The 18,501-nt window shown below is 67.8% G+C and carries 18 protein-coding genes; 11 read left to right on the top strand and 7 right to left on the bottom strand.

The genetic code is table 11. From position 1 onward, the window contains the following. Positions 1-146: 146 nt before the first annotated feature. The gene (locus tag ACZK13_RS02255) at positions 147-1,451 is read left to right on the top strand and encodes a D-amino acid dehydrogenase (protein WP_032128742.1); all 1,305 of its coding nucleotides are present in this window, start codon (positions 147-149) and stop codon (positions 1,449-1,451) included. Beyond that, positions 1,430-2,500 (top strand): alanine racemase, encoded by a 1,071-nt coding sequence (gene alr / locus ACZK13_RS02260; RefSeq protein WP_253143387.1) that lies wholly within the window; start codon positions 1,430-1,432, stop codon positions 2,498-2,500. The genes ACZK13_RS02255 and alr overlap by 22 nt, the downstream gene beginning before the upstream one ends. A 202-nt stretch (positions 2,501-2,702) precedes the next feature. Here alr and ACZK13_RS02265 read toward each other — a convergent pair whose 3' ends face one another. Then, positions 2,703-3,266, bottom strand: a complete 564-nt coding sequence (locus ACZK13_RS02265) for a DUF3016 domain-containing protein (RefSeq protein ID WP_010484117.1) — start codon at positions 3,264-3,266, stop codon at positions 2,703-2,705. A gap of 244 nt (positions 3,267-3,510) precedes the next feature. Here ACZK13_RS02265 and ACZK13_RS02270 point away from each other — a divergent pair, with 244 nt between their 5' ends. Together ACZK13_RS02270 and ACZK13_RS02275 are read left to right on the top strand one after the other, a co-directional pair. Continuing rightward, complete coding sequence (locus ACZK13_RS02270; protein ID WP_049424820.1) at positions 3,511-5,499, top strand: hybrid sensor histidine kinase/response regulator; 1,989 nt, start codon at positions 3,511-3,513, stop codon at positions 5,497-5,499. Positions 5,500-5,542: 43 nt separating this feature from the next. Then, entirely contained in the window at positions 5,543-5,833 is a 291-nt protein-coding gene (locus ACZK13_RS02275; RefSeq protein WP_180837557.1) for a DUF3247 family protein, read from the top strand. Between the two features lie 160 nt (positions 5,834-5,993). On the opposite strand, the gene ACZK13_RS02280 is transcribed toward ACZK13_RS02275, so the two are convergent. Next, entirely contained in the window at positions 5,994-6,257 is a 264-nt protein-coding gene (locus tag ACZK13_RS02280; RefSeq protein ID WP_005407925.1) for a hypothetical protein, read from the bottom strand. A gap of 157 nt (positions 6,258-6,414) precedes the next feature. Here ACZK13_RS02280 and ACZK13_RS02285 point away from each other — a divergent pair, with 157 nt between their 5' ends. The 3 genes from ACZK13_RS02285 to ACZK13_RS02295 are packed head-to-tail and all read left to right on the top strand — an operon-like array spanning position 6,415 to position 8,857. Continuing rightward, entirely contained in the window at positions 6,415-7,479 is a 1,065-nt protein-coding gene (locus ACZK13_RS02285; RefSeq protein ID WP_032128737.1) for a class I SAM-dependent methyltransferase, read from the top strand. Beyond that, positions 7,476-8,177 carry a pseudouridine synthase gene (locus tag ACZK13_RS02290; RefSeq protein WP_005407927.1) on the top strand — a complete coding sequence of 234 codons (702 nt, stop codon included), beginning with the start codon at positions 7,476-7,478 and terminating at the stop codon, positions 8,175-8,177. Before ACZK13_RS02285 ends, ACZK13_RS02290 begins: the two co-directional genes overlap by 4 nt. Then, positions 8,174-8,857 carry an HAD family hydrolase gene (locus tag ACZK13_RS02295; RefSeq protein WP_049398344.1) on the top strand — a complete coding sequence of 228 codons (684 nt, stop codon included), beginning with the start codon at positions 8,174-8,176 and terminating at the stop codon, positions 8,855-8,857. Before ACZK13_RS02290 ends, ACZK13_RS02295 begins: the two co-directional genes overlap by 4 nt. 113 nt (positions 8,858-8,970) lie before the next feature. On the opposite strand, the gene fabB is transcribed toward ACZK13_RS02295, so the two are convergent. Together fabB and fabA are read right to left on the bottom strand one after the other, a co-directional pair. Continuing rightward, a complete protein-coding gene (fabB, locus tag ACZK13_RS02300; RefSeq protein WP_049408278.1) occupies positions 8,971-10,179 on the bottom strand; it encodes a beta-ketoacyl-ACP synthase I in 1,209 nt (402 codons plus the stop codon). Next, positions 10,179-10,694, bottom strand: a complete 516-nt coding sequence (gene fabA / locus ACZK13_RS02305; protein WP_005407930.1) for a 3-hydroxyacyl-[acyl-carrier-protein] dehydratase FabA — start codon at positions 10,692-10,694, stop codon at positions 10,179-10,181. The genes fabB and fabA overlap by 1 nt, the downstream gene beginning before the upstream one ends. Positions 10,695-10,885: 191 nt before the next feature. On the opposite strand from fabA, the gene dinB reads away from it, so the two are divergent. Continuing rightward, the gene (dinB, locus tag ACZK13_RS02310) at positions 10,886-11,980 is read left to right on the top strand and encodes a DNA polymerase IV (protein ID WP_180837558.1); all 1,095 of its coding nucleotides are present in this window, start codon (positions 10,886-10,888) and stop codon (positions 11,978-11,980) included. Positions 11,981-12,277: 297 nt separating this feature from the next. On the opposite strand, the gene ACZK13_RS02315 is transcribed toward dinB, so the two are convergent. After that, complete coding sequence (locus ACZK13_RS02315; RefSeq protein ID WP_125892454.1) at positions 12,278-13,189, bottom strand: MBL fold metallo-hydrolase; 912 nt, start codon at positions 13,187-13,189, stop codon at positions 12,278-12,280. 85 nt (positions 13,190-13,274) lie between these two features. Continuing rightward, positions 13,275-13,913 (bottom strand): NAD(P)-dependent oxidoreductase, encoded by a 639-nt coding sequence (locus tag ACZK13_RS02320; protein ID WP_125892457.1) that lies wholly within the window; start codon positions 13,911-13,913, stop codon positions 13,275-13,277. 108 nt (positions 13,914-14,021) lie between these two features. Between ACZK13_RS02320 and ACZK13_RS02325 the strand changes: the two genes are divergently transcribed. From ACZK13_RS02325 to gph, 3 genes are all read left to right on the top strand, one after another. Continuing rightward, positions 14,022-14,951 carry a LysR family transcriptional regulator gene (locus ACZK13_RS02325; protein WP_164080451.1) on the top strand — a complete coding sequence of 310 codons (930 nt, stop codon included), beginning with the start codon at positions 14,022-14,024 and terminating at the stop codon, positions 14,949-14,951. Next, a complete protein-coding gene (locus tag ACZK13_RS02330; RefSeq protein WP_032128731.1) occupies positions 14,948-15,739 on the top strand; it encodes a class I SAM-dependent methyltransferase in 792 nt (263 codons plus the stop codon). Before ACZK13_RS02325 ends, ACZK13_RS02330 begins: the two co-directional genes overlap by 4 nt. A 64-nt stretch (positions 15,740-15,803) precedes the next feature. After that, a complete protein-coding gene (gene gph, locus ACZK13_RS02335) occupies positions 15,804-16,460 on the top strand; it encodes a phosphoglycolate phosphatase (RefSeq protein WP_180837560.1) in 657 nt (218 codons plus the stop codon). Between the two features lie 184 nt (positions 16,461-16,644). Here gph and btuB read toward each other — a convergent pair whose 3' ends face one another. After that, entirely contained in the window at positions 16,645-18,489 is a 1,845-nt protein-coding gene (gene btuB / locus ACZK13_RS02340; protein WP_253143388.1) for a TonB-dependent vitamin B12 receptor, read from the bottom strand. Positions 18,490-18,501 lie beyond the last annotated feature (12 nt).

Consider the following 18,501-nt stretch of genomic DNA (forward strand, 5'->3'; position numbering starts at 1 on the left):
CGTCAACCTTGGGGAATGAATTGCAGGAGAACATCCTGCCGTTTGATTGCAAATCAGGCAAATCAACTGGGAATGGCTGTCTATACTTCCCCAATTATGGTCCCGGCACGCTCCAGTGCAGGGAATGATCGGGTTGGAGAAGTCCCATGCGAGTCCTAGTTCTCGGCAGCGGCGTGATCGGCACCACCAGTGCCTGGTACCTGCGACAGGCCGGGTTTGAAGTCACGGTCATCGACCGCCAACCCGGCCCGGCGCTGGAAACCAGCTTCGCCAATGCCGGCCAGCTGTCGTTCGGCTACACCTCGCCATGGGCCGCCCCGGGCGTGCCGAAGAAGGCCATCGGTTGGCTGTTCGAGAAGCATGCGCCGCTGGCGATCAAGCCGGGTATGGACCTGGCCCAGTACCGCTGGCTGTGGCAGATGCTGCGCAACTGCACCCACGAGCGCTACGCGATCAACAAGGCGCGCATGGTGCGCATGTCCGAGTACAGCCGCGACTGCCTGAACGAGCTGCGCGCGCAGATCGGCATCGAGTTCGAAGGCCGCGATCTGGGCACCACCCAGCTGTTCCGCACCCAGCAGCAGCTGGATGCCTCGGCGCAGGACATCGAGATCCTGGCCCAGTACGGCGTGCCGTACGAGGTACTGGACCGCGCCGGCATCATCCAGGCCGAACCGGCCCTGGCCCATGTCGACGGCCTGGTCGGCGCGCTGCGCCTGCCGCGTGACCAGACCGGCGACTGCCAGCTGTTCACCCGCCGCCTGGCGCAGATGTGCGTGGATGCCGGTGTCGAGTTCCGTTTCGACCAGGACATCACCGGCCTGGAGTTCGATGGCGACCGCATCACCGGCGTACGCATCGATGGCAAGCTGGAAACCGCCGACCGCTTCGTGGTCGCGCTCGGCAGCTATTCGCCGGCGCTGGTCGCATCGCTGGGCATGCGCCTGCCGGTGTATCCGCTGAAGGGCTACTCGCTGACGCTGCCGATCACCGACCCGGCGATGGCGCCGACCTCGACCATCCTCGATGAGAGCTACAAGGTGGCGGTGACCCGCTTCGACGACCGCATCCGCGTCGGTGGCATGGCCGAAGTGGCCGGCTTCGACCTGTCGCTGTCGCAGCGCCGTCGCGAGACCCTGGAGCTGGTGGTCAGCGATCTCTACCCGAAGGGCGGCGACCTGTCGCGCGCGCAGTTCTGGACCGGCCTGCGCCCGGCCACGCCGGACGGTACGCCGGTGATCGGCGCCACGCCATTCCGCAACCTGTACCTCAACACCGGCCACGGCACGCTGGGCTGGACCATGGCCTGCGGCTCGGGCCGCTACCTGGCCGACCTGATGAGCGCGCGCCAGCCGCAGATCAGCACCGAAGGCCTGGATATTTTCCGCTACGGCCAGTACGGTCACGCGCCGCAACAAGAGAACCGCACATGCGTCCTGCCCGCGCGCTGATCGATCTGGGCGCCCTGCGCAGCAACTACCGGCTCGCCCGTGAACTGGGCGGTGGCAAGGCCCTGGCGATCATCAAGGCCGATGCCTATGGCCACGGCGCAGTGCGCTGTGCGCAGGCACTGGAAGGCGAGGCCGATGGTTTCGGCGTGGCCACCATCGAAGAGGCGCTGGAACTGCGCCAGGCCGGCATCCGTGCGCCGATCCTGCTGCTGGAAGGCATCTTCGAGCCCAGCGACATGGCGCTGGTGGCCGAGCATGATTTCTGGTTCGCCGTCGGTTCGCCGTGGCAACTGGAAGCCGTCGCTGCCTTCGACAGTCCGCGTCCGTTAACGGTGTGGCTGAAGCTGGACAGCGGCATGCATCGCCTCGGCCTGGACGTGGACAGCTTCCGCGCGGCGCATGCACGCCTGTTGGCGCTGCCGCAGGTCGAACGCATCGTGCTGATGACCCACCTGGCACGCGCCGACGAGTTGGACAGCGAACGCACCCACGAGCAGGCCGCGACGTTCGCGCGGGCCATCGACGGCCTCGATGGCGAGACCAGTGTGTGCAACTCGCCGGCGCTGCTGGGCTGGCCGGATGTGCGCAGCGACTGGGTGCGCCCGGGCCTGATGCTGTACGGCGCCAACCCGCTGCCGGACAACACCGCGCTGACCGAGCGCCTGCGCCCGGTGATGACGATGCAGTCGAAGGTGATCGCCGAGCGCTGGATCGAGGCCGGTGAACCGGTGGGCTATGGCGCGCGCTTCGTGGCCAAGGCACGCACCCGCGTGGGCGTGGTCGCGCTCGGCTATGCCGACGGTTATCCGCAGTTCGCCCCGAATGGCACCCCGGTGCTGATCGATGGTCAGCCCGGTGCCCTGATCGGGCGCGTGTCGATGGACATGCTGACCGTGGACCTGACCGCGCACGCGCAGGCCGGCATCGGCAGCGTGGTGGAACTGTGGGGCAGTGCACCGACGCTGTCCGAACTGGCGCCGCGCTGCGGCGTGAGTGCGTACCAGCTGCCCTGCGCGGTCAAGCGCGTGGCGAAGGTCTATCAGGACTGACCGAACGCTGGCCGTGCACGGCTCTGGTAGCGGCCGACCTTGGTCGGCGCTGTGAATGCGTGTCGACCAAGGTCGACACCTACCGACGGGCCTAACACGCAGTGGCCGCCGGGCGCGGTTCTGGTAGCGGCCGACCTTGGTCGGCGCTTTGAATGCGTGTCGACCAAGGTCGACACCTACCGGTGAGTCGCGCCGCCCCGGATCATCGCGCGGCGGTGGCTTGGCTGGCCAGCTGCCGCTTCACCCAGTCATCGATCAGGCGCTTCTCGTAGCGCAGCGGATCACTGTCGCTCTTCAGCCCCAGGTTGTGCAGGTAGCCGGTATCGCTGAGGCGCGCATCGCCCTCGCTGACGATACGGCCGCTGGCGTCCTTCAACGTGTACTGCAGGCTGATCCGCGGCGGGTAGATGTCACGCATGATCCGGATGTCGCGGCCACGCGGGCCATGCCACGGCTCGTAGTCACCGGCGCGCTTGATGTCGACCAGGGTCACATCGAGGGTCTGCCCAGGCTGCAGCGGCTTGGCGGCGGTGGTCTGCAGGTAGCGTGCCAGCTGCTGTACCCAGTCGCCACGCTCGGCCTCGAAGCGGTTGGTGCTCTGGCGGATCTCGGTGAATTTGGCCGGGTCCTCCCATTTCACGCTGACCGGGCCATCGGCCTGCAACGCACGTGGCGCGTCCGCATCGGTCACGGTGCGCGGTGCAGCGTTGGCGCCGCCCGCCACCAGGGCGCCTGCCAGCAGGGCAATCGCGAGTGAGCGTTTCATGACGGTCTCCTGCGTCCCCGCGATGGGAACGATGTTGATCACAGATCGAGTGTGATCCTGCGGCCGGGCCGCCGCAATGGCAGATTGCGTCATGCGCAAGAGTGGTTGCCGCCAATTCATCGTCGTCAACCATGACTGACGGCGCTTGACGCTGTGAATACGCCCTTTGGAAGATGCTGTGCCTCCAACCTGGCCTGCACTGACGCCCTTGTCCACACTGCCGCCCCTCGTGGAGCGCCCACCGATGATGGTGCCGGCGCCCGAACCCGACCTGCATCATGGCGTGCTTGAGCGCATCAACGCCGGTTTCTGCGTGATCCAGGTGCTGTTCGAGGGCGATCGTGCGGTCGACTATCGTTTCATCGAGGTCAACGACGCCTTCGAGCGCCACACCGGCCTGAAGGATGCGCGTGGCCAGCGCATGACGGCGCTGGAACCGGGCCACGAGGAAGACTGGTTCCGTATCTACGGCGAAGTTGCCCGCAGTGGCCGGCCGGCACAGTTCGAGATGGAAGCGCGTGCGCTGGGCCGCTCGTTCGCGGTGGATGCGGTGCGCGTGGGCCGCCCGGGTGAGGACAAGGTCGGCATCCTGTTCTTCGACATCACCGCGCGCAAGCAGATGGAAGTGGAGCTGGGCGAAAGCGAAGCCCGCTTCAGTGCGCTGGCCGACGGTCTGCCGATGCCGGTGTGGGTGCTCGACGAGCGCGGCCATGCCCGTTTCGTCAACAGCGCTTTCAGTGAGTTCTTCGGCGGCGACGAGACGCGCGTGCCGGAAGACGTCTGGCGTGGCCTGGTGCACCCGGACGATGCGTCGGTGTTCGAGTACGAACTGCAGGAAGCGCTGAAGGCACAGCGGTCGATGCATGCGCTGGTGCGGGCCCGACGCGCCGATGGCGACTGGCGTTGGTTGGAGATGAACGCGCGTCCGCGCTTCTCGCGGATGGGCCGCTTCATCGGCCTGGCCGGCAGCAGCCCGGACGTGACCGAACGCCGCGAGATCGAACTGGCCCGTGAGGAGCTGCTGCAGTCCGAGCGTGCCGCGCGCAGCGCCGCGGAGAACATGGCGCGGCTGAAGGACGAGTTCCTGGCCACGCTGTCGCATGAACTGCGTACGCCACTGACCACCATCCTCGGTTGGAGCGAACTGCTGCTGCAGCGCGTGGACAACACCAGCCCGCTGTACAAGGGCCTGAACGTGATCGCCAACAGCGCCGGTGCGCAGAAGCGGCTGATCTCGGACATGCTCGACCTCAGCAGCATGCTGCTGGGCAAGGTGCAGCTGGAGGTGGAGATACTGGATCTGCGCGACCTGCTGGGCGAAGCCATCGGCGCGCAGGAGCTGGTCGCCGAAGGCAAGGCGCTGGACGTGAGCCTGCAGCTGCCGGAGCAGCCCAGCCTGGTGCTGGGCGATGCCACGCGCCTGCAGCAGGTGTTGTGGAACCTGCTGTCGAATGCGATCAAGTTCACCCCGGCCGAAGGCCGCATCGATCTGCAGCTGCAGGCCGACGGCAACCACTGGGTGATCACCGTGCGCGACACCGGCGACGGCATCGCGCCCGAATTCCTCAATCATCTGTTCAGCCGCTTCCGCCAGGCCGATGGCACCACCACCCGACGCCATGGCGGCCTCGGCCTGGGCCTGGCCATCGTGCAGCAGCTGGTTGAACTGCATGGCGGTACCGTCACCGCTGCCAGCGAGGGCCATGGCCACGGCGCCACCTTCACCGTGCGCTTGCCGCAGCACATTCCCGATGCCGAACGGCGGCCGCTGCGCGAAGTGATCAGCGGACCGATCCTGGAGCCGGTGATCGTCGAGCCGTATCCGCTGCGTGGCATGCACGTGCTGGCGGTGGAAGACCAGCCGGAAGTGCTGGAGTACCTGCGGCGCATGCTGGAAGAGCAGGGCGCAAGCGTGTCGGCAGCCAGCTCGGCCGGTGAAGCGCTGGCGCTGCTGGCCGATACCGGGCACCTGCAGTACCACGTGATGCTGACCGACATCGGCATGCCGGGCATGGATGGCTATGGCCTGGTGCGCACGCTGCGCGAGGACATGGGCGTGGATGCGATGACCCTGCCGGCGGTTGCCGTGACCGCGCTGGCACGTGCCGATGACCGGCGCCGGGCGCTGGCGTCGGGCTTCCAGGAACACGTGGCCAAGCCGTACTCGGTGGCGCAGCTGGTGGCTGCGGTACGCAAAGTGCAGGTGCCACGCGCGGACAGCGCGCTGCACTGAGCATTCACGGCCGATCGGCGACCCTGTACGCAGGAGGTCGCCGATGTCCCGTACAGCTCCCCGCATCCACACCGATCCGACGCAGATTGCGCGCCTGGAAGCCCTGCTGCCGCAGCTGGAAGGCGAAACGCAGGTGGAACTGACCCTGCACGATGGTCGCCGCCTGCTCGGCACCGTCGCCGTGAAACCGACAGTGCAGCAGTACCGCAACGAGGCCGGCGACGAAGGCAGCAACGGCCAGCTGCGCCTGGATGACTACGACACGCCGGTGCAGCAGCACCATGTGTGGCTGGACGAGATCGCCAGCATCCGCAGGTTGCCGCCCAGGGTCTGACGGCAACCTGCCAACCCCATCCACGCATGGCGTGGATCTACTGGAAAGGGCCACGCATGGATGTGCGTGACCTCGTCATCGGCCAGGCCTCATGCCGTCCACGCACAGCGTGGATTTTCCAGAGGTTGCAGTAGAGCCACGCCATGCGTGGCTGTTGGGATCAATGCTCGAACAACGTAGGCGTCGCCTCGAACCGGCGCGCATAGGCGCGTTCTTCCGCCACCCTCGCCACCTCGTCGTCGGCCAGGTCCGGTGCGCCGTACACCGCATAGGCCACGCTTCCGTCGGCACCATGGCCGACCTGGTGCAGCCGGTAGCGCGAGTGGCCACCGCCGGTGTCCTCGGGGTAATGCACGGGCGGATGGCTGCCTTCCAGGTCCATTTCACTGTTGTCGACCACGCCACCGACGAACAAGGCTCGCATGCAGGTTCTCCTGGGTTTCCGGGGGGAGCCTCTACCCTGAACGTTTCAATGTTGCTGGCAGATCAAGGCCCCGTTCGGGTTTCGCAAAGCGGCCGCCGGGGCCGGCCCGGCCAAGCCGGTACAATGGACGGCCCTCACGCTTGAAGTACCCGCGCCGATGGCCTCCAGCGACGACGCCCCCCTGCAGACCCTGTTCCTGCCGTTCTCCCAAGGCGCCCTGCGCTGGCCGGAGGGCCCGGTGGCCTTCCTGCGTGCCCGCGACGGCTGGCCGCTGCGCGAAGTGGCCGGCAACCGCGAAGTGCATTGCGAGCAGAGCTTTGCCCCGTTCGCGCAGCCGCTGCAGCAGGCCGCCGGCTGGACCGTCAGCGGCCAGCTGGATGATGTGGCCGGCAAGGGCCGCTACCCGCTGGTGCTGGTGCTGCCGCCGCGCCAGCGCGAGGAGGCCCGTGCCCTGTTCGCGCGCGCGCTGGCGCTGGTCGCCGACGGCGGCCGCATCGTCGCCTGCCAGTCCAACAACGAAGGCGCACGTTCGGGCGAGGGCGACCTCAAGCAACTGACCGGCCTCGGCGGCAGCCTGACCAAGAACCACTGTCGCGTGTACTGGACCGCCCCGATGCAGGGCCAGCACGACGCCGACCTGGCCAAGCGCTGGTCGGCACTGGATGCGGTGCGGCCGATCGTCGGCGGCCGTTTCCTCAGCCGCCCGGGCGTGTTCGCCTGGGATCGCATCGACCCGGCGTCGGCGCTGTTGGCCGAGCACCTGCCGGCCGACCTGGCCGGGCGTGCCGCCGACCTCGGCGCGGGCTATGGCTATCTGTCGCGCGAGCTGCTGGAGCGCTGCCCGAAGATCACCGCGCTGGATCTGTACGAAGCCGAGCAGCGTGCGCTGGCCCTTGCCGAACTGAACCTGGCGCCGCCGCCGCGCGCGCTGCCGCTGCGCTTCCTGTGGCAGGACGTCACCGCCGGCATCGAGCCGGGCTACGACGTCATCATCAGCAACCCGCCGTTCCACACGCCCTCGCGCGCCGATCGCCCGGACATCGGCCAGCGCTTCATCGCCGTGGCCGCGCAGGCGCTGCGCCCGGGCGGACGCCTGTACGTGGTGGCCAACCGCCACCTGCCGTACGAGTACACGCTCAACGAGAGCTTTGGCGCGGTGCGCGTGATCGCCGAGCGTGATGGCTTCAAGCTGGTGGAAGCGGTGAAGGGGAAGGGCAAGTGAAGCTGGTCAAGCTTATCGCCAACCTGGGCTATGGCAGCCGCAAGCAGGTGCAGTGGATGTTCCGCGAAGGCCGCGTCACCGACGCCGACGGCGAGGTACTGTATGCCGACGACCAGGTGCCGCACGAGGCGATCCGGGTCGACGGCGAGCCGCTGGACCCGCCGGTGGGGCTGTCGATCGCGCTGCACAAGCCGGCCGGCTACACCTGTTCGACCAAGGACACCGGCCGCCTGATCTACGACCTGCTGCCGCCGCGCTTCCGCGACCGCGATCCGGTGCTGTCCACCGTGGGCCGCCTCGACCGCGAGACCAGCGGCCTGCTGCTGCTGACCGACGATGGCGGCCTGCTGCACCGGATCATCTCGCCGAAGTCGAAGCTGCCCAAGGTCTACGAAGTGGAACTGAGCGACGACCTGCGCGGCGACGAAGTGGCGTTGTTCGCCAGCGGTACGCTGATGCTGGAGTCCGAGAAGACCCCCCTGCTGCCGGCTGAACTGGAAGTGCTGGATGCGCGCCGCGCACGCCTGGTGCTGCATGAAGGCCGCTACCATCAGGTACGCCGCATGTTCGCCGCCACCGGCAACCACGTGCAGGCCCTGCACCGCAGCCGTGTCGGCGGGCTGGACCTGCAGGGACTGGACGAGGGGCAATGGCGGCAGCTCACCTCCACCGATCTGGATACGCTGTTCGCTCCATGACCACCATCGCTGCGCTGCCGTTCCTGCCCGACGCCGTCATCTTTGACATGGACGGCCTGATGATCGACAGCGAGCGGGTCTCGCTGGCCTGCTGGAGCGAGGCGGCCGACGAATTCGGGCTGGGCCTGGACGAGACCGTGTTCCTGCGCATGGTCGGCCTCGGTGACCGTGACACGCACGCGCTGCTGCGTGCGCAGGGTATCGAGGACAGCGTGATCGAAGCGGTGGCCGCACGCTGCCATGAGCTGTACGAAGCACGCACACAGACCGGCCTGCCGCTGCGTCCGGGCATTCTGGAGCTGCTGGAGCTGCTGAAAGCGCACGCGGTACCGCGCGCGGTGGCAACCACCACGCGGCAGCCGCGGGCCAACCGCAAGCTGGCCGCTGCCGGCCTGCTGCCGTATTTCGATGCCGTGATCACCAGTGGTGATGTGGCGCGGCCGAAGCCGGCGCCGGATATCTACCTGCTGGCCGCGCAGCGGCTGGGCCAGGTGCCCGAGCGCTGCCTGGCGCTGGAAGACTCACCGGCCGGCACGCGTGCAGCGCTGGCGGCAGGCATGACCGTGATCCAGGTGCCGGACCTGGTGCATCCGGATGAAGAGCTGCGCGCGCTGGGCCACCGCATCGTCGGCTCGCTGGTGGACGCGCACGCGCTGCTGCTGCCGCTGCTGCCGAGGTAACGGTGGGCGCCCGACCGTGGGTCGGCACACCCAATGCCCCGGTAGGTGCCAACCTTGGTTGGCACGCCCAAACGCCCTGGTAGGTGCCGACCGTTGGTCGGCACGCCTTCCCATCACACCCGGCCGAACACCAGCGCAGCGTTGGTGCCACCGAAACCGAAGCTGTTGGACATCACGGTATCCAGCTTCTGCTCGCGGCTCTCGCGCAGGATCGGGAAGCTTTCCACCTTCGGGTCCAGTTCGCCGATGTTGGCCGAACCGGCAACGAAGCCATCGCGCATCATCAGCAGGCAGTAGATGGCCTCGTGCACGCTGGCCGCCCCCAGCGAATGGCCGGACAGCGCCTTGGTCGAGGACAGCGGCGGCACCGCATCGCCGAACACTTCGCGGATCGCGTTGAGCTCGGTGACGTCGCCCAGCGGCGTGGAAGTGCCGTGGGTGTTGAGGTAGTCCAGCGGACGATCGACGCCCTGCAGCGCCATCTTCATGCAGCGCACCGCGCCTTCACCGGACGGCGCGACCATGTCGGCGCCATCGGACGTCACGCCATAGCCGATCAGCTCGGCATGGATGCGCGCACCGCGCGCAACGGCGTGGTCGTAGTCCTCCAGCACCAGCATGCCGCCGCCACCGGCGATGACGAAGCCGTCGCGGTCCTTGTCGTACGGACGCGAGGCGCTGGCCGGGGTCTCGTTGAAGCTGGTCGACAGCGCACCCATCGCATCGAACATCACGCTCATCGACCAGTGCAGGTCTTCACCGCCACCGGCGAACATGATGTCCTGCGCGCCATGGCGGATCATGTCCGCGGCGGCGCCGATGCAGTGCGCCGACGTCGCGCAGGCGGCCGACAGCGAATAGCTGACGCCCTTGATCTGGTAGGCGGTGGCCAGGCAGGCCGAGACCGTCGAGCACATCGTGCGCGGCACCATGTACGGGCCGACCTTGCGCACACCACGTTCGCGCAGCAGGTCGACTGCGCCGATCTGCCATTCGCTGGAGCCGCCGCCGGAACCGGCGATCAGGCCCGTGCGCAGGTTGCTGACCTGCTCGGGGCTGAGCCCGGCATCGGCGATCGCATCGCGCATGGACAGGTAGGCGAAGGCTGCCGCATCGCTCATGAAGCGCTTCTGCTTGCGGTCGATCAGCGCCTCCAGGTCGAGGTCGACGCGACCGCCGACCTGGCTGCGCAGGCCCGCTTCGGCGTGGTCGGCCAGGGCGGTGATGCCCGAGCGCCCTTCGCGCAGCGCAGCCGAAACGGTATCCAGATCATTGCCGAGGCAGGACGTGATGCCCATGCCGGTGATGACGACGCGACGCATCAGAAGCTCCCGGTTTCAGTGAACAGGCCGACGCGCAGGTCGCGCGCGCTGTAGATTTCGCGGTCATCCACGTACATGCGGGCGTCCGACTGGGCCATCACCAGCTTGCGGTTGATGACACGGCTGATGTCGATCTCGTAGCGCACCAGCTTGGCCTCCGGCAGTACCTGGCCGGTGAACTTCACCTCGCCGCAGCCCAGTGCGCGGCCCTTGCCGGGGGCGCCCAGCCAGGTCAGGAAGAAGCCGGTCAGCTGCCACATGGCGTCCAGGCCGAGGCAGCCGGGCATCACCGGGTCGCCGATGAAGTGGCAGCCGAAGAACCACAGGTCCGGGCGGATATCCAGTTCGGCGCGTACCATGCCCTTGCCATGCGGTCCGCCGTCCTCGCGGATGTCGGTGATGCGGTCGAACATCAGCATCGGATCGTTGGGCAAACGGCCGGCGGCGGTGCCGAACAGTTCACCGCGTGCGCTGGCCAGCAGCTGTTCGCGGTTGAACGCGTGGAGACGGGTCATGAAGCACAATCCTGGAAGCGGGGAAACAGGGAAACAAGCGCTCGAGGATGCCCGTGGAAACTGCGCCGATCAAACATTTCAACCGTACGCAACCGTAGTGTTTTCAATGGAATACGCGCATCCTGTTGATGTGCAACGACCATACTTCGGCGTGTGGCCCGTTCGGCACGCCCCCGCCCTTTCCGCCTGACATGACCCGACTGCGCAAGATCATCCACGTCGACATGGACGCGTTCTACGCGTCGGTGGAGCAGCGCGACGATCCGTCACTGCGCGGCAAGCCGGTGGTTGTGGCATGGCGCGGCGCGCGCTCGGTGGTGTGCGCGGCCTCGTACGAGGCGCGCGTGTTCGGCGTGCGTTCGGCGATGCCTGCCGTGCGTGCCGAGCGCCTATGCCCGGACGCGATCTTCGTGCCGCCGGACTTCGCACGTTACAAGGCGGTGTCACAGCAGGTACGCGCGATCTTCCTGCGCCATACCGACCTGGTCGAGCCGCTGTCGCTGGACGAGGCCTACCTGGACGTGACCGAGCCGAAGAGTGGCATCGAACTGGCCACCGACATCGCGCGCACCATCCGTGCGCAGATCCGCGAGGAGACGAACCTGACCGCTTCAGCCGGGATCGCGCCGAACAAGTTCCTGGCCAAGATCGCTTCGGACTGGCGCAAGCCCGATGGCCAGTTCGTGATTCCGCCGCAGCGGGTGGACGCGTTCCTGCTGCCGCTGCCGGTGAACCGCGTGCCCGGCGTCGGCAAGGTGATGGAAGGCAAGCTGGCCGCGCGCGGCATCGTCACCTGCGGCGACCTGCGGCAGTGGGCACTGATCGACCTGGAAGAGGCGTTCGGCAGTTTCGGCCGCAGCCTGTACAACCGCGCACGCGGCATCGACGAGCGGCCGGTGAAGCCGGACCAGCAGGTGCAGTCGATTTCCTCCGAAGACACCTTCGCCGAGGATCTGCCGCTGGAAGACCTGGGGGAGGCAATCGTGCAGTTGGCAGAGAAGACCTGGAATGCCACGCGCAAGACCGAACGCGTCGGCCACACCGTGGTGCTGAAACTGAAGACCGCGCAGTTCCGCATCCTCACCCGCAGCTTCACCCCGGAGCGCCCGCCGGAATCGATGGAAGAACTGCGCGACATCGCCCTGGCCCTGCGCGCCCGCGTCGACCTGCCGGCGGAGACCCGCTACCGGCTGGTGGGTGTCGGACTCGGTGGCTTCCGCGAAAAGGAGCCGGTGGTGCAGGGGGAACTGTTCGAGCACGGGCCGAACGAGTCCCCACGTAGCTGATCTTCGTGTCGACCAAGGTCGACACCTACCAAGAGCAGGTCATGCCATCCAGACAGGTTGCGGAGACATGCCATCCAGGCAGATCGCAGAGAACTGTCGAAGGCGGGGTGGGTCCGGTTGCGGGGGCGTGAGCGCCATGGATGGCGCGACCGAGCTTACATGGACGTACTTGCAGCGTCCCCCGCAACCGGACCCACCTCGCCATCCCACGGATAGCCAGCTGTTGCTGTTGCTTCGGCTGTTGCCGTTGCATTGAGCAGGTGCAGGGCGCAGCCCTGCAAAAGAAAACTCCCTACCTCATGGCCACTGCATCTCGCCCTTGGCCACCTTCGCACTCAACTCCAGCGACGCCACGCCCGCCAGCTTCGGGTAGCGCGCCTGCATCGCCTTCACCAGTGCCGCACTGTCCTTCGCCTTTGCCGCCTCAACATCGAACGCACGGATGTAGTCCGCGGTGAAGCGCAGCGCACTGGCATCCAGCGCCGCGCCCGGCGCGTAGTGCCCCGGCACCACCACCTTCGGCTTCAGTGCCTGCAGCCGCTGCAGGGTCTGCAGCCAGTCGGCATGTGACTTCGGCGTCTGCGTATCGGCCATCCACACGTGCTCACCGGCTACCACCGGAATACCACCGACGATCGCGCGCAGCGACGGCACCCATAGCACCGTGCGGTCCGGGGTCGGGCCATCGAGGCCGATCAGCGGCAGGCGCTGGCCTTCCAGTTGCAGGGCATCGCCGTCCAGCACCTGCGGCACCACGATGCGCGCCGGCACGTCGGCACCCATCTTCGGCCCCCAGTAGGCCAGCTTGCCGGCCTGGGTCTGCTGGATGTGGGCGACGGTCTGCGCGGTGGCGACGATGCGCGCCTGCGGGAACGCGTCCTGCAGCGTGGCCAGGCCGAAGTAGTAGTCCGGATCACCGTGGCTGATGTAGATGGTGGTCAGCTGCTTGCCGCTGGCGCGGATCAGCTCGACCAGCTTGCGCGCGTCGCTGGCAGCAAACTGCGCATTGACCAGGATCGCGTCGTGGCGGCCTTCGATCAGCACCGAGGACACCGAGAACATCGCCTGCGGGCCGGGATGGAAGGTCTGCAGGTGCAGCTGGGATTTCGTGGCCGTGGCCGGCGCTGCGGCGGCCGGCGCGGCGAGCAGTGGCGCACTGGTGAAGCTGGCGGCCAGGGCGAGGGGGAGCAGCAGGGCAGCGGTACGCATGGGGCATTCCTTGTGGCGGACGGCGAGCCGGGCGTGGGCCTGGCTCACAGGTGGGTAGCGCCGGGCCATGCCCGGCGGCCTGGCATCAGTACGCCGCAGTGATGATCTGCTTCGGGTACTGGTGCGCTTCCAGCTCGGCGACGAACGCCGCGCCGTAGTCGGCGTAGCTGATGCGGCTGTGGCCGCTGGCATCAGCGAGGAAGGCCTTGGCCTGCACGCGGTACTGGCCGCGCTGTTCACCCGGGCCGATTTCGGCGGCCGGCGAGAAGAAGGTCCAGTCCAGGTCATCCACCGCCTGCAGGCGGTTGAACGCCTCACGGTGTGCCAGTGCGTACGGCTTGTAGGCGTCCGGGAAGGTGGGGGTATCGACCAGCTGCACGCCGGGTGCGACTTCGAGGCTGCCGGCGCCACCGACCACCACCAGGCGCGGTACACCGGCCTTGCGTGCGGCGGCGGCCAGCTGCGCGGCGACCTCGCCGACGCGGCCGATGTCATCGCCCGGGCGCGGGCCGTAGGCACTGGCCAGCACGTCGTGGCCGGTGATGGCGGCAACCAGCGCGTCCTGGTCATCCAGCGAGGCGATCACGGGATGGGCACCGGCCAGCTCGGCCGGGAGGTCCTGCGCGCTGCGCACGATGACAGTGAGTTCGTGGCCGCGGGCCAGCGCGTGGCGGGCGATCTGGCGGCCGATGTTGCCGGTGGAACCAACGAGGGCGATTTTCATGGCATGACTCCGTGGGGCGGTGTGGGGTGGGAATGGGGCCACTCTAGGCTGCTGCAGTTGCTCGAAAAACAGCGTATAACGCGCTTGTTTGTTGCATGGATCGAGCATATGGACCGATTGACCGCCATGACCGTGTTCGTCGAGGTGGCCGAGCGCGGCAGCCTCACCGCCGCCGCCGAGGTGCTGGACATGTCGCGGGCGATGGTCAGCCGCTACCTGGCCGAGGTCGAGAGCTGGCTGGGCGCACGCCTGCTGCACCGGACCACGCGCCGGGTCAGCCTGACCGGCCCCGGCGAGGCAGCGCTGGCGCGCTTCCGGCAGATGCTGGCGATCGGCGAAGAACTGCAGGGCGAGCTGGCCAGTGATGATCCCGAGCCGCACGGTACGCTGCGGGTGACCGCCAGCGTCTCATTCGGGCAGAGCCACCTGGCGCGGGCGGTGGCCGGCTTCGTCGCGCGCCATCCGGCGGCGCGCATCGAGCTGCTGCTGGTCGACCGCACGGTGAACCTGGTGGAGGAGCGGGTGGACCTGGCCGTGCGCATCGCGCGCCAGATCGATCCCAGCCTGATCGCACGGCGGCTGGCCACCTGCCGCTCGGTGCTGTGCGCGACGCCATCCTACCTGCAGGCACGTGGCACACCGACCGCCCCCGAGCACCTGGCCGCGCACAACTGCCTGACCCACCACTACGTCGGCAAGAGCCTGTGGCAGCTGCACCGCGATGGGCGTTCGCTGTCGGTGGCGGTGGGTGGCAACATCAGTGCCAACGAGGCCTCGCTGCTGCTGGAGGCGGTGCGCGCCGGTGCCGGCATCGCCATGCTGCCGACCTACCAGGTGGCGCCGCTGCTGCGCAGTGGCGAACTGATCGAACTGCTGCCCGAATTCAGCCTGGACGAACTCGGCATTCATGCCGTGTACGCGTCACGGCGCCAGCAGCCCGCTATCATGCGGCGATTCCTGGACTTCCTGGCCGAGTGCTTCGCCAGCCCGGCCTTCCAGGATCTGGATTGGCGCCCACCGGGCAAGGAGAACACATGAACCATGGACAGGCCTTGATCGACCACAACCGTGCTGCCTGGGACCGCCAGGCCAGCGAAGTGCGCGAATGGTCGCGCCCGGTGGAAAGTTCAACGATTGCCGCCGCGCGCGAAGGCCGCTGGCAGGTGCACCTGACGCCCCGCGCGTTGCCACTGGACTGGATGGGTGATGTGCGCGGCCGTCGCATCCTGTGCCTGGCCTCGGGCGGTGGCCAGCAGGCACCGGTGCTGGCCGCTGCGGGCGCTGACGTCACCGTGTTCGATCTCTCCGACGGGCAGCTGGAACAGGACCGCAGGGTCGCCGCGCGCGATGGCCTGCAGCTGCGCACCGTGCAGGGCGACATGCGCGATCTGCACGTGTTTGCCAACGACAGTTTCGATGTGGTGTTCCACCCGATCTCGAACCTGTACGTGCCTGATGTGCGCCCGGTGTGGACCGAGTGCCGCCGCGTGCTGGCACGCGATGGCATGCTGATGGCCAGCTTCTACAACCCGGTGCTGTTCGTTGGCGCGCGCGATCCGCAGCTGGATGCACAAGGCCTGATCCGGCCACAGTACGCCATTCCCTATTCGGACCTGGAAGACCTGGCGCCGGCCGAGCGCGAGGCGAAGCTGGCACGGGGTGACGCGCTGACCTTCGGCCACAGCCTGACCGAACTGATCGGTGGTCAGCTCGATGCCGGCTTCATCATCGATCGCTTCATGGAAGACTGGCAGCCGCAGCCGCGCTTCCTGATCGATCGCTATCTGCCCACCTTCCTGGCGACCCGCGCGCGCCGGATCGGCTGAGGCGGATCGGCGCAAAAACCAGCGGCGTACAATGGACGGCCCCACGTCATGCAGGTGCCGTCCCTTGTCGTATCCCTATCCGCTGGTCGTGTTCGACCTTGATGGCACGCTGGTCGACAGCGCCGCCGATATCGCCGAAGCACTGAACCGCACGCTGGAGGACATCGGTGTGGCACGCGTGCCGGAAGCCACGGTGCTGGGCTGGATCGGAGATGGTGTGCGCCGCCTGGTCGAGCAGGCCGTGCATGCCGCCGGTCGCGAAGTCGACCTGGCCGAAGTGATGCCGGTGTTCATGGTGCACTACCGTGAGTGCCTGCTGCGCAGCCCGCGCCTGTTCGATGGCGTGGCCGAAGCGCTGACGCAGCTGCGTGCGCGCAACGTGCCGCTGGCGATCTGCACCAACAAGCCCGAAGCGCTGGTGCCACCGCTGCTGCAGCACCTGGGCATCGGTGATGCGTTCGCGCTGGTGTTGGGTGGCGACTCCCTGCCGCAGCGCAAGCCCAGTGGTGAACCGCTGCGGCACGTCGCCGCGCACTTCGGGCTGCCGGTGGACGCATGCCTGATGGTGGGTGATTCGTTGACCGACTACCGCGCCGCCGAAGATGCGGGCATGCCGATCGCACTGGTGCGTTACGGCTATCCGCGTGGCCTGGACCTGGCCACCGCGCATGCGGTGGCGGTGATCGACGACCTGCGTGAGTTGCCGGGGTTGCAGGGCTGATGCAACGGACATCCCTGGTCGCCGGCCGGTAACCCGGGCTGACGAAATGGGTAGTGCCGGCCGCTGGCCGGCAATCCCGGATCGGCGCATTGGGTAGTGCCGGCCGCTGGCCGGCAACCCGGGATGCGTTGCCGAAGGTCATGGTAGTGCCGGCCAGCGGCCGGCACTGCCATGACCGTCGCGGTCACTTCGGCTGGTAACGCACGCTCAGCTGGTACTCGCGGCCCGGCTGGTTGAACCACGCCACGGTTTCATACGTGCGGTCGAATACGTTGGCGGCGCGCGCCAGCAGCGACCACGACGGCGTCAGCGCGTACTCGGCGCGCAGGTCCAGCGTGCCGTAGCCGCCAACCTTCACCGAGTTGCTGGCGTTGTCATAGCGCTTGCCCGCACCCTGCACGGTCAGGCCGGCGCGGACGTCACCGAAGCGGCGGTCGACGTCCAGGCGCGCGGTCTGCTGCGCACGGCGCGGCAGCCAGTTGTCGAACTGGGTGCTGCCATGGGTGCGGTTGCGCGGGTCGGTGTAGCTCAGCTGCGCGTTGATGTCGAAACCGGCCAACAGCACGCCACCGGTCAGCTCGGCACCGCGGATGCGCGCCTTCTCCACCTGCTGCATTTTCATCGTGGACGCATCGTAGGTGATCAGGTCATCGATGCGGGTCTCATAGACGTCCAGGCCCCAGTGCCAGCCCTGGCCCTGCTGCGAAACACCGAGGTTGGCGCTCTTGGACTTCTCCGGGTTCAACGTCGGCACGCCGCTCCACGGGTCGTACAGGTCGCTGAAGGTCGGCGCCTTGAACGCCGTGCCGTAGCTGGCATTGACGCGCAGGCCGTGCTCCAGTTCCATCGCCCAGCCCACGCTGCCGGTGGCATGGTTGCCGAACTGCTGGTTGTCGTCATTGCGCGCGCTGGCCTGCAGCTGATGGCGGCCGAAGCGACCCTGGTACTGCACGAACACGCCGGTGTTGCGGCGGCTGTCGACGAGATATCCGGCGCTGCTGCCGTCCAGTTTGTCTTCGCTCCAATCCACGCCTGCACTCAGCAGCTGGCCCTCGGCCACGCCGAAGTCGCCCTGCAGCGAGGCGCTGTCACGATGGGTCTGCGCGCTGCCGAACACCCCCGGTGCGCCGAAGTTGTCCGACTCGTTGTCACTGCGGCCGACGTTGGCTGTGAAAGCCAGGCGTTCAGACGGGGTGTAGCGCACTTTGCCAGCGAGCACCTGCTGGCGGGTTTCCGAATAGTTGTAGTAACCGTCGTAGTGGTTCTTGCCGTCGGCGCGCAGTGCGCTGCCTTCCACGGTCCACTGGTCGTTGAAGCTGTAGCCGCCGCGCAGGCTCTTGGACAGGTTGCGGTAGCCGTCGCGGTCGTGCTCGTCGGCAAAGCAGCCTGCGGTGAACACCGAGGCGGAGCCGCGGCAGGCATCGATGCCGTCGGAATGCTGGTAGGCGATGTCGGCGCCGAACCAGCCGCGTTCGGTGCCACCGCCGATGCCGCCGCTGGCTTCGCGCAGGCCGTTGCTGCCACCGCCGAGCTGGAAGTGCGGAGCGAAATCGCCCTGGTTGCGGCGGGTGAAGATCTGGATCACGCCACCAATGGCGTCGGCACCGTACAGGCTGGACTGCGGGCCGCGCACGATTTCCACGCGTTCGATCTGCGCCAGTGGCAGGTCCTGGTACATGGCCAGGCCGAGGTCGGCACTGTTGATGCGCACGCCATCCACCAGCACCACGGTGTGGCCCGAGTTGGTGCCGCGCAGGAACAGCGAGCTCTGCTTGCCGAGGCCGCCGGAGTTGGTCAGGTTGATGCCGGCGCGGCCGCGCAGCAGTTCCTGCAGCGACGTGGCCTGGCTGGATTCGATCTGCGCGCGGTCGATCACCTGGGCCGGCGCGATGCTGTCCTGCAGGGCGATCGGGGTGCGGGTGGCGGTGACCAGGATCTGGTCGAGCGCGGTGGTGTCATTGGCGGCCTGGGCCAGCGCGGGCAGGGCGGCCAGCACGGCCAGGGACAGCATTCGGGACTGCAGCTTCATGGGGGACTCCAG

The sequence above is a fragment of the Stenotrophomonas sp. 99219_Sma genome, from assembly GCF_056480785.1.

Coding starts and splice junctions, on each gene's coding strand:
- ACZK13_RS02255 (WP_032128742.1), top strand. CDS start 147: ATGCGAGTCCTAGTTCTCGGCAGCGGCGTGATCGGCACCACCAGTGCC.
- alr (WP_253143387.1), top strand. CDS start 1,430: ATGCGTCCTGCCCGCGCGCTGATCGATCTGGGCGCCCTGCGCAGCAAC.
- ACZK13_RS02265 (WP_010484117.1), bottom strand. CDS start 3,266: ATGAAACGCTCACTCGCGATTGCCCTGCTGGCAGGCGCCCTGGTGGCG.
- ACZK13_RS02270 (WP_049424820.1), top strand. CDS start 3,511: ATGATGGTGCCGGCGCCCGAACCCGACCTGCATCATGGCGTGCTTGAG.
- ACZK13_RS02275 (WP_180837557.1), top strand. CDS start 5,543: ATGTCCCGTACAGCTCCCCGCATCCACACCGATCCGACGCAGATTGCG.
- ACZK13_RS02280 (WP_005407925.1), bottom strand. CDS start 6,257: ATGCGAGCCTTGTTCGTCGGTGGCGTGGTCGACAACAGTGAAATGGAC.
- ACZK13_RS02285 (WP_032128737.1), top strand. CDS start 6,415: ATGGCCTCCAGCGACGACGCCCCCCTGCAGACCCTGTTCCTGCCGTTC.
- ACZK13_RS02295 (WP_049398344.1), top strand. CDS start 8,174: ATGACCACCATCGCTGCGCTGCCGTTCCTGCCCGACGCCGTCATCTTT.
- fabB (WP_049408278.1), bottom strand. CDS start 10,179: ATGCGTCGCGTCGTCATCACCGGCATGGGCATCACGTCCTGCCTCGGC.
- fabA (WP_005407930.1), bottom strand. CDS start 10,694: ATGACCCGTCTCCACGCGTTCAACCGCGAACAGCTGCTGGCCAGCGCA.
- dinB (WP_180837558.1), top strand. CDS start 10,886: ATGACCCGACTGCGCAAGATCATCCACGTCGACATGGACGCGTTCTAC.
- ACZK13_RS02315 (WP_125892454.1), bottom strand. CDS start 13,189: ATGCGTACCGCTGCCCTGCTGCTCCCCCTCGCCCTGGCCGCCAGCTTC.
- ACZK13_RS02320 (WP_125892457.1), bottom strand. CDS start 13,913: ATGAAAATCGCCCTCGTTGGTTCCACCGGCAACATCGGCCGCCAGATC.
- ACZK13_RS02325 (WP_164080451.1), top strand. CDS start 14,022: ATGGACCGATTGACCGCCATGACCGTGTTCGTCGAGGTGGCCGAGCGC.
- ACZK13_RS02330 (WP_032128731.1), top strand. CDS start 14,948: ATGAACCATGGACAGGCCTTGATCGACCACAACCGTGCTGCCTGGGAC.
- btuB (WP_253143388.1), bottom strand. CDS start 18,489: ATGAAGCTGCAGTCCCGAATGCTGTCCCTGGCCGTGCTGGCCGCCCTG.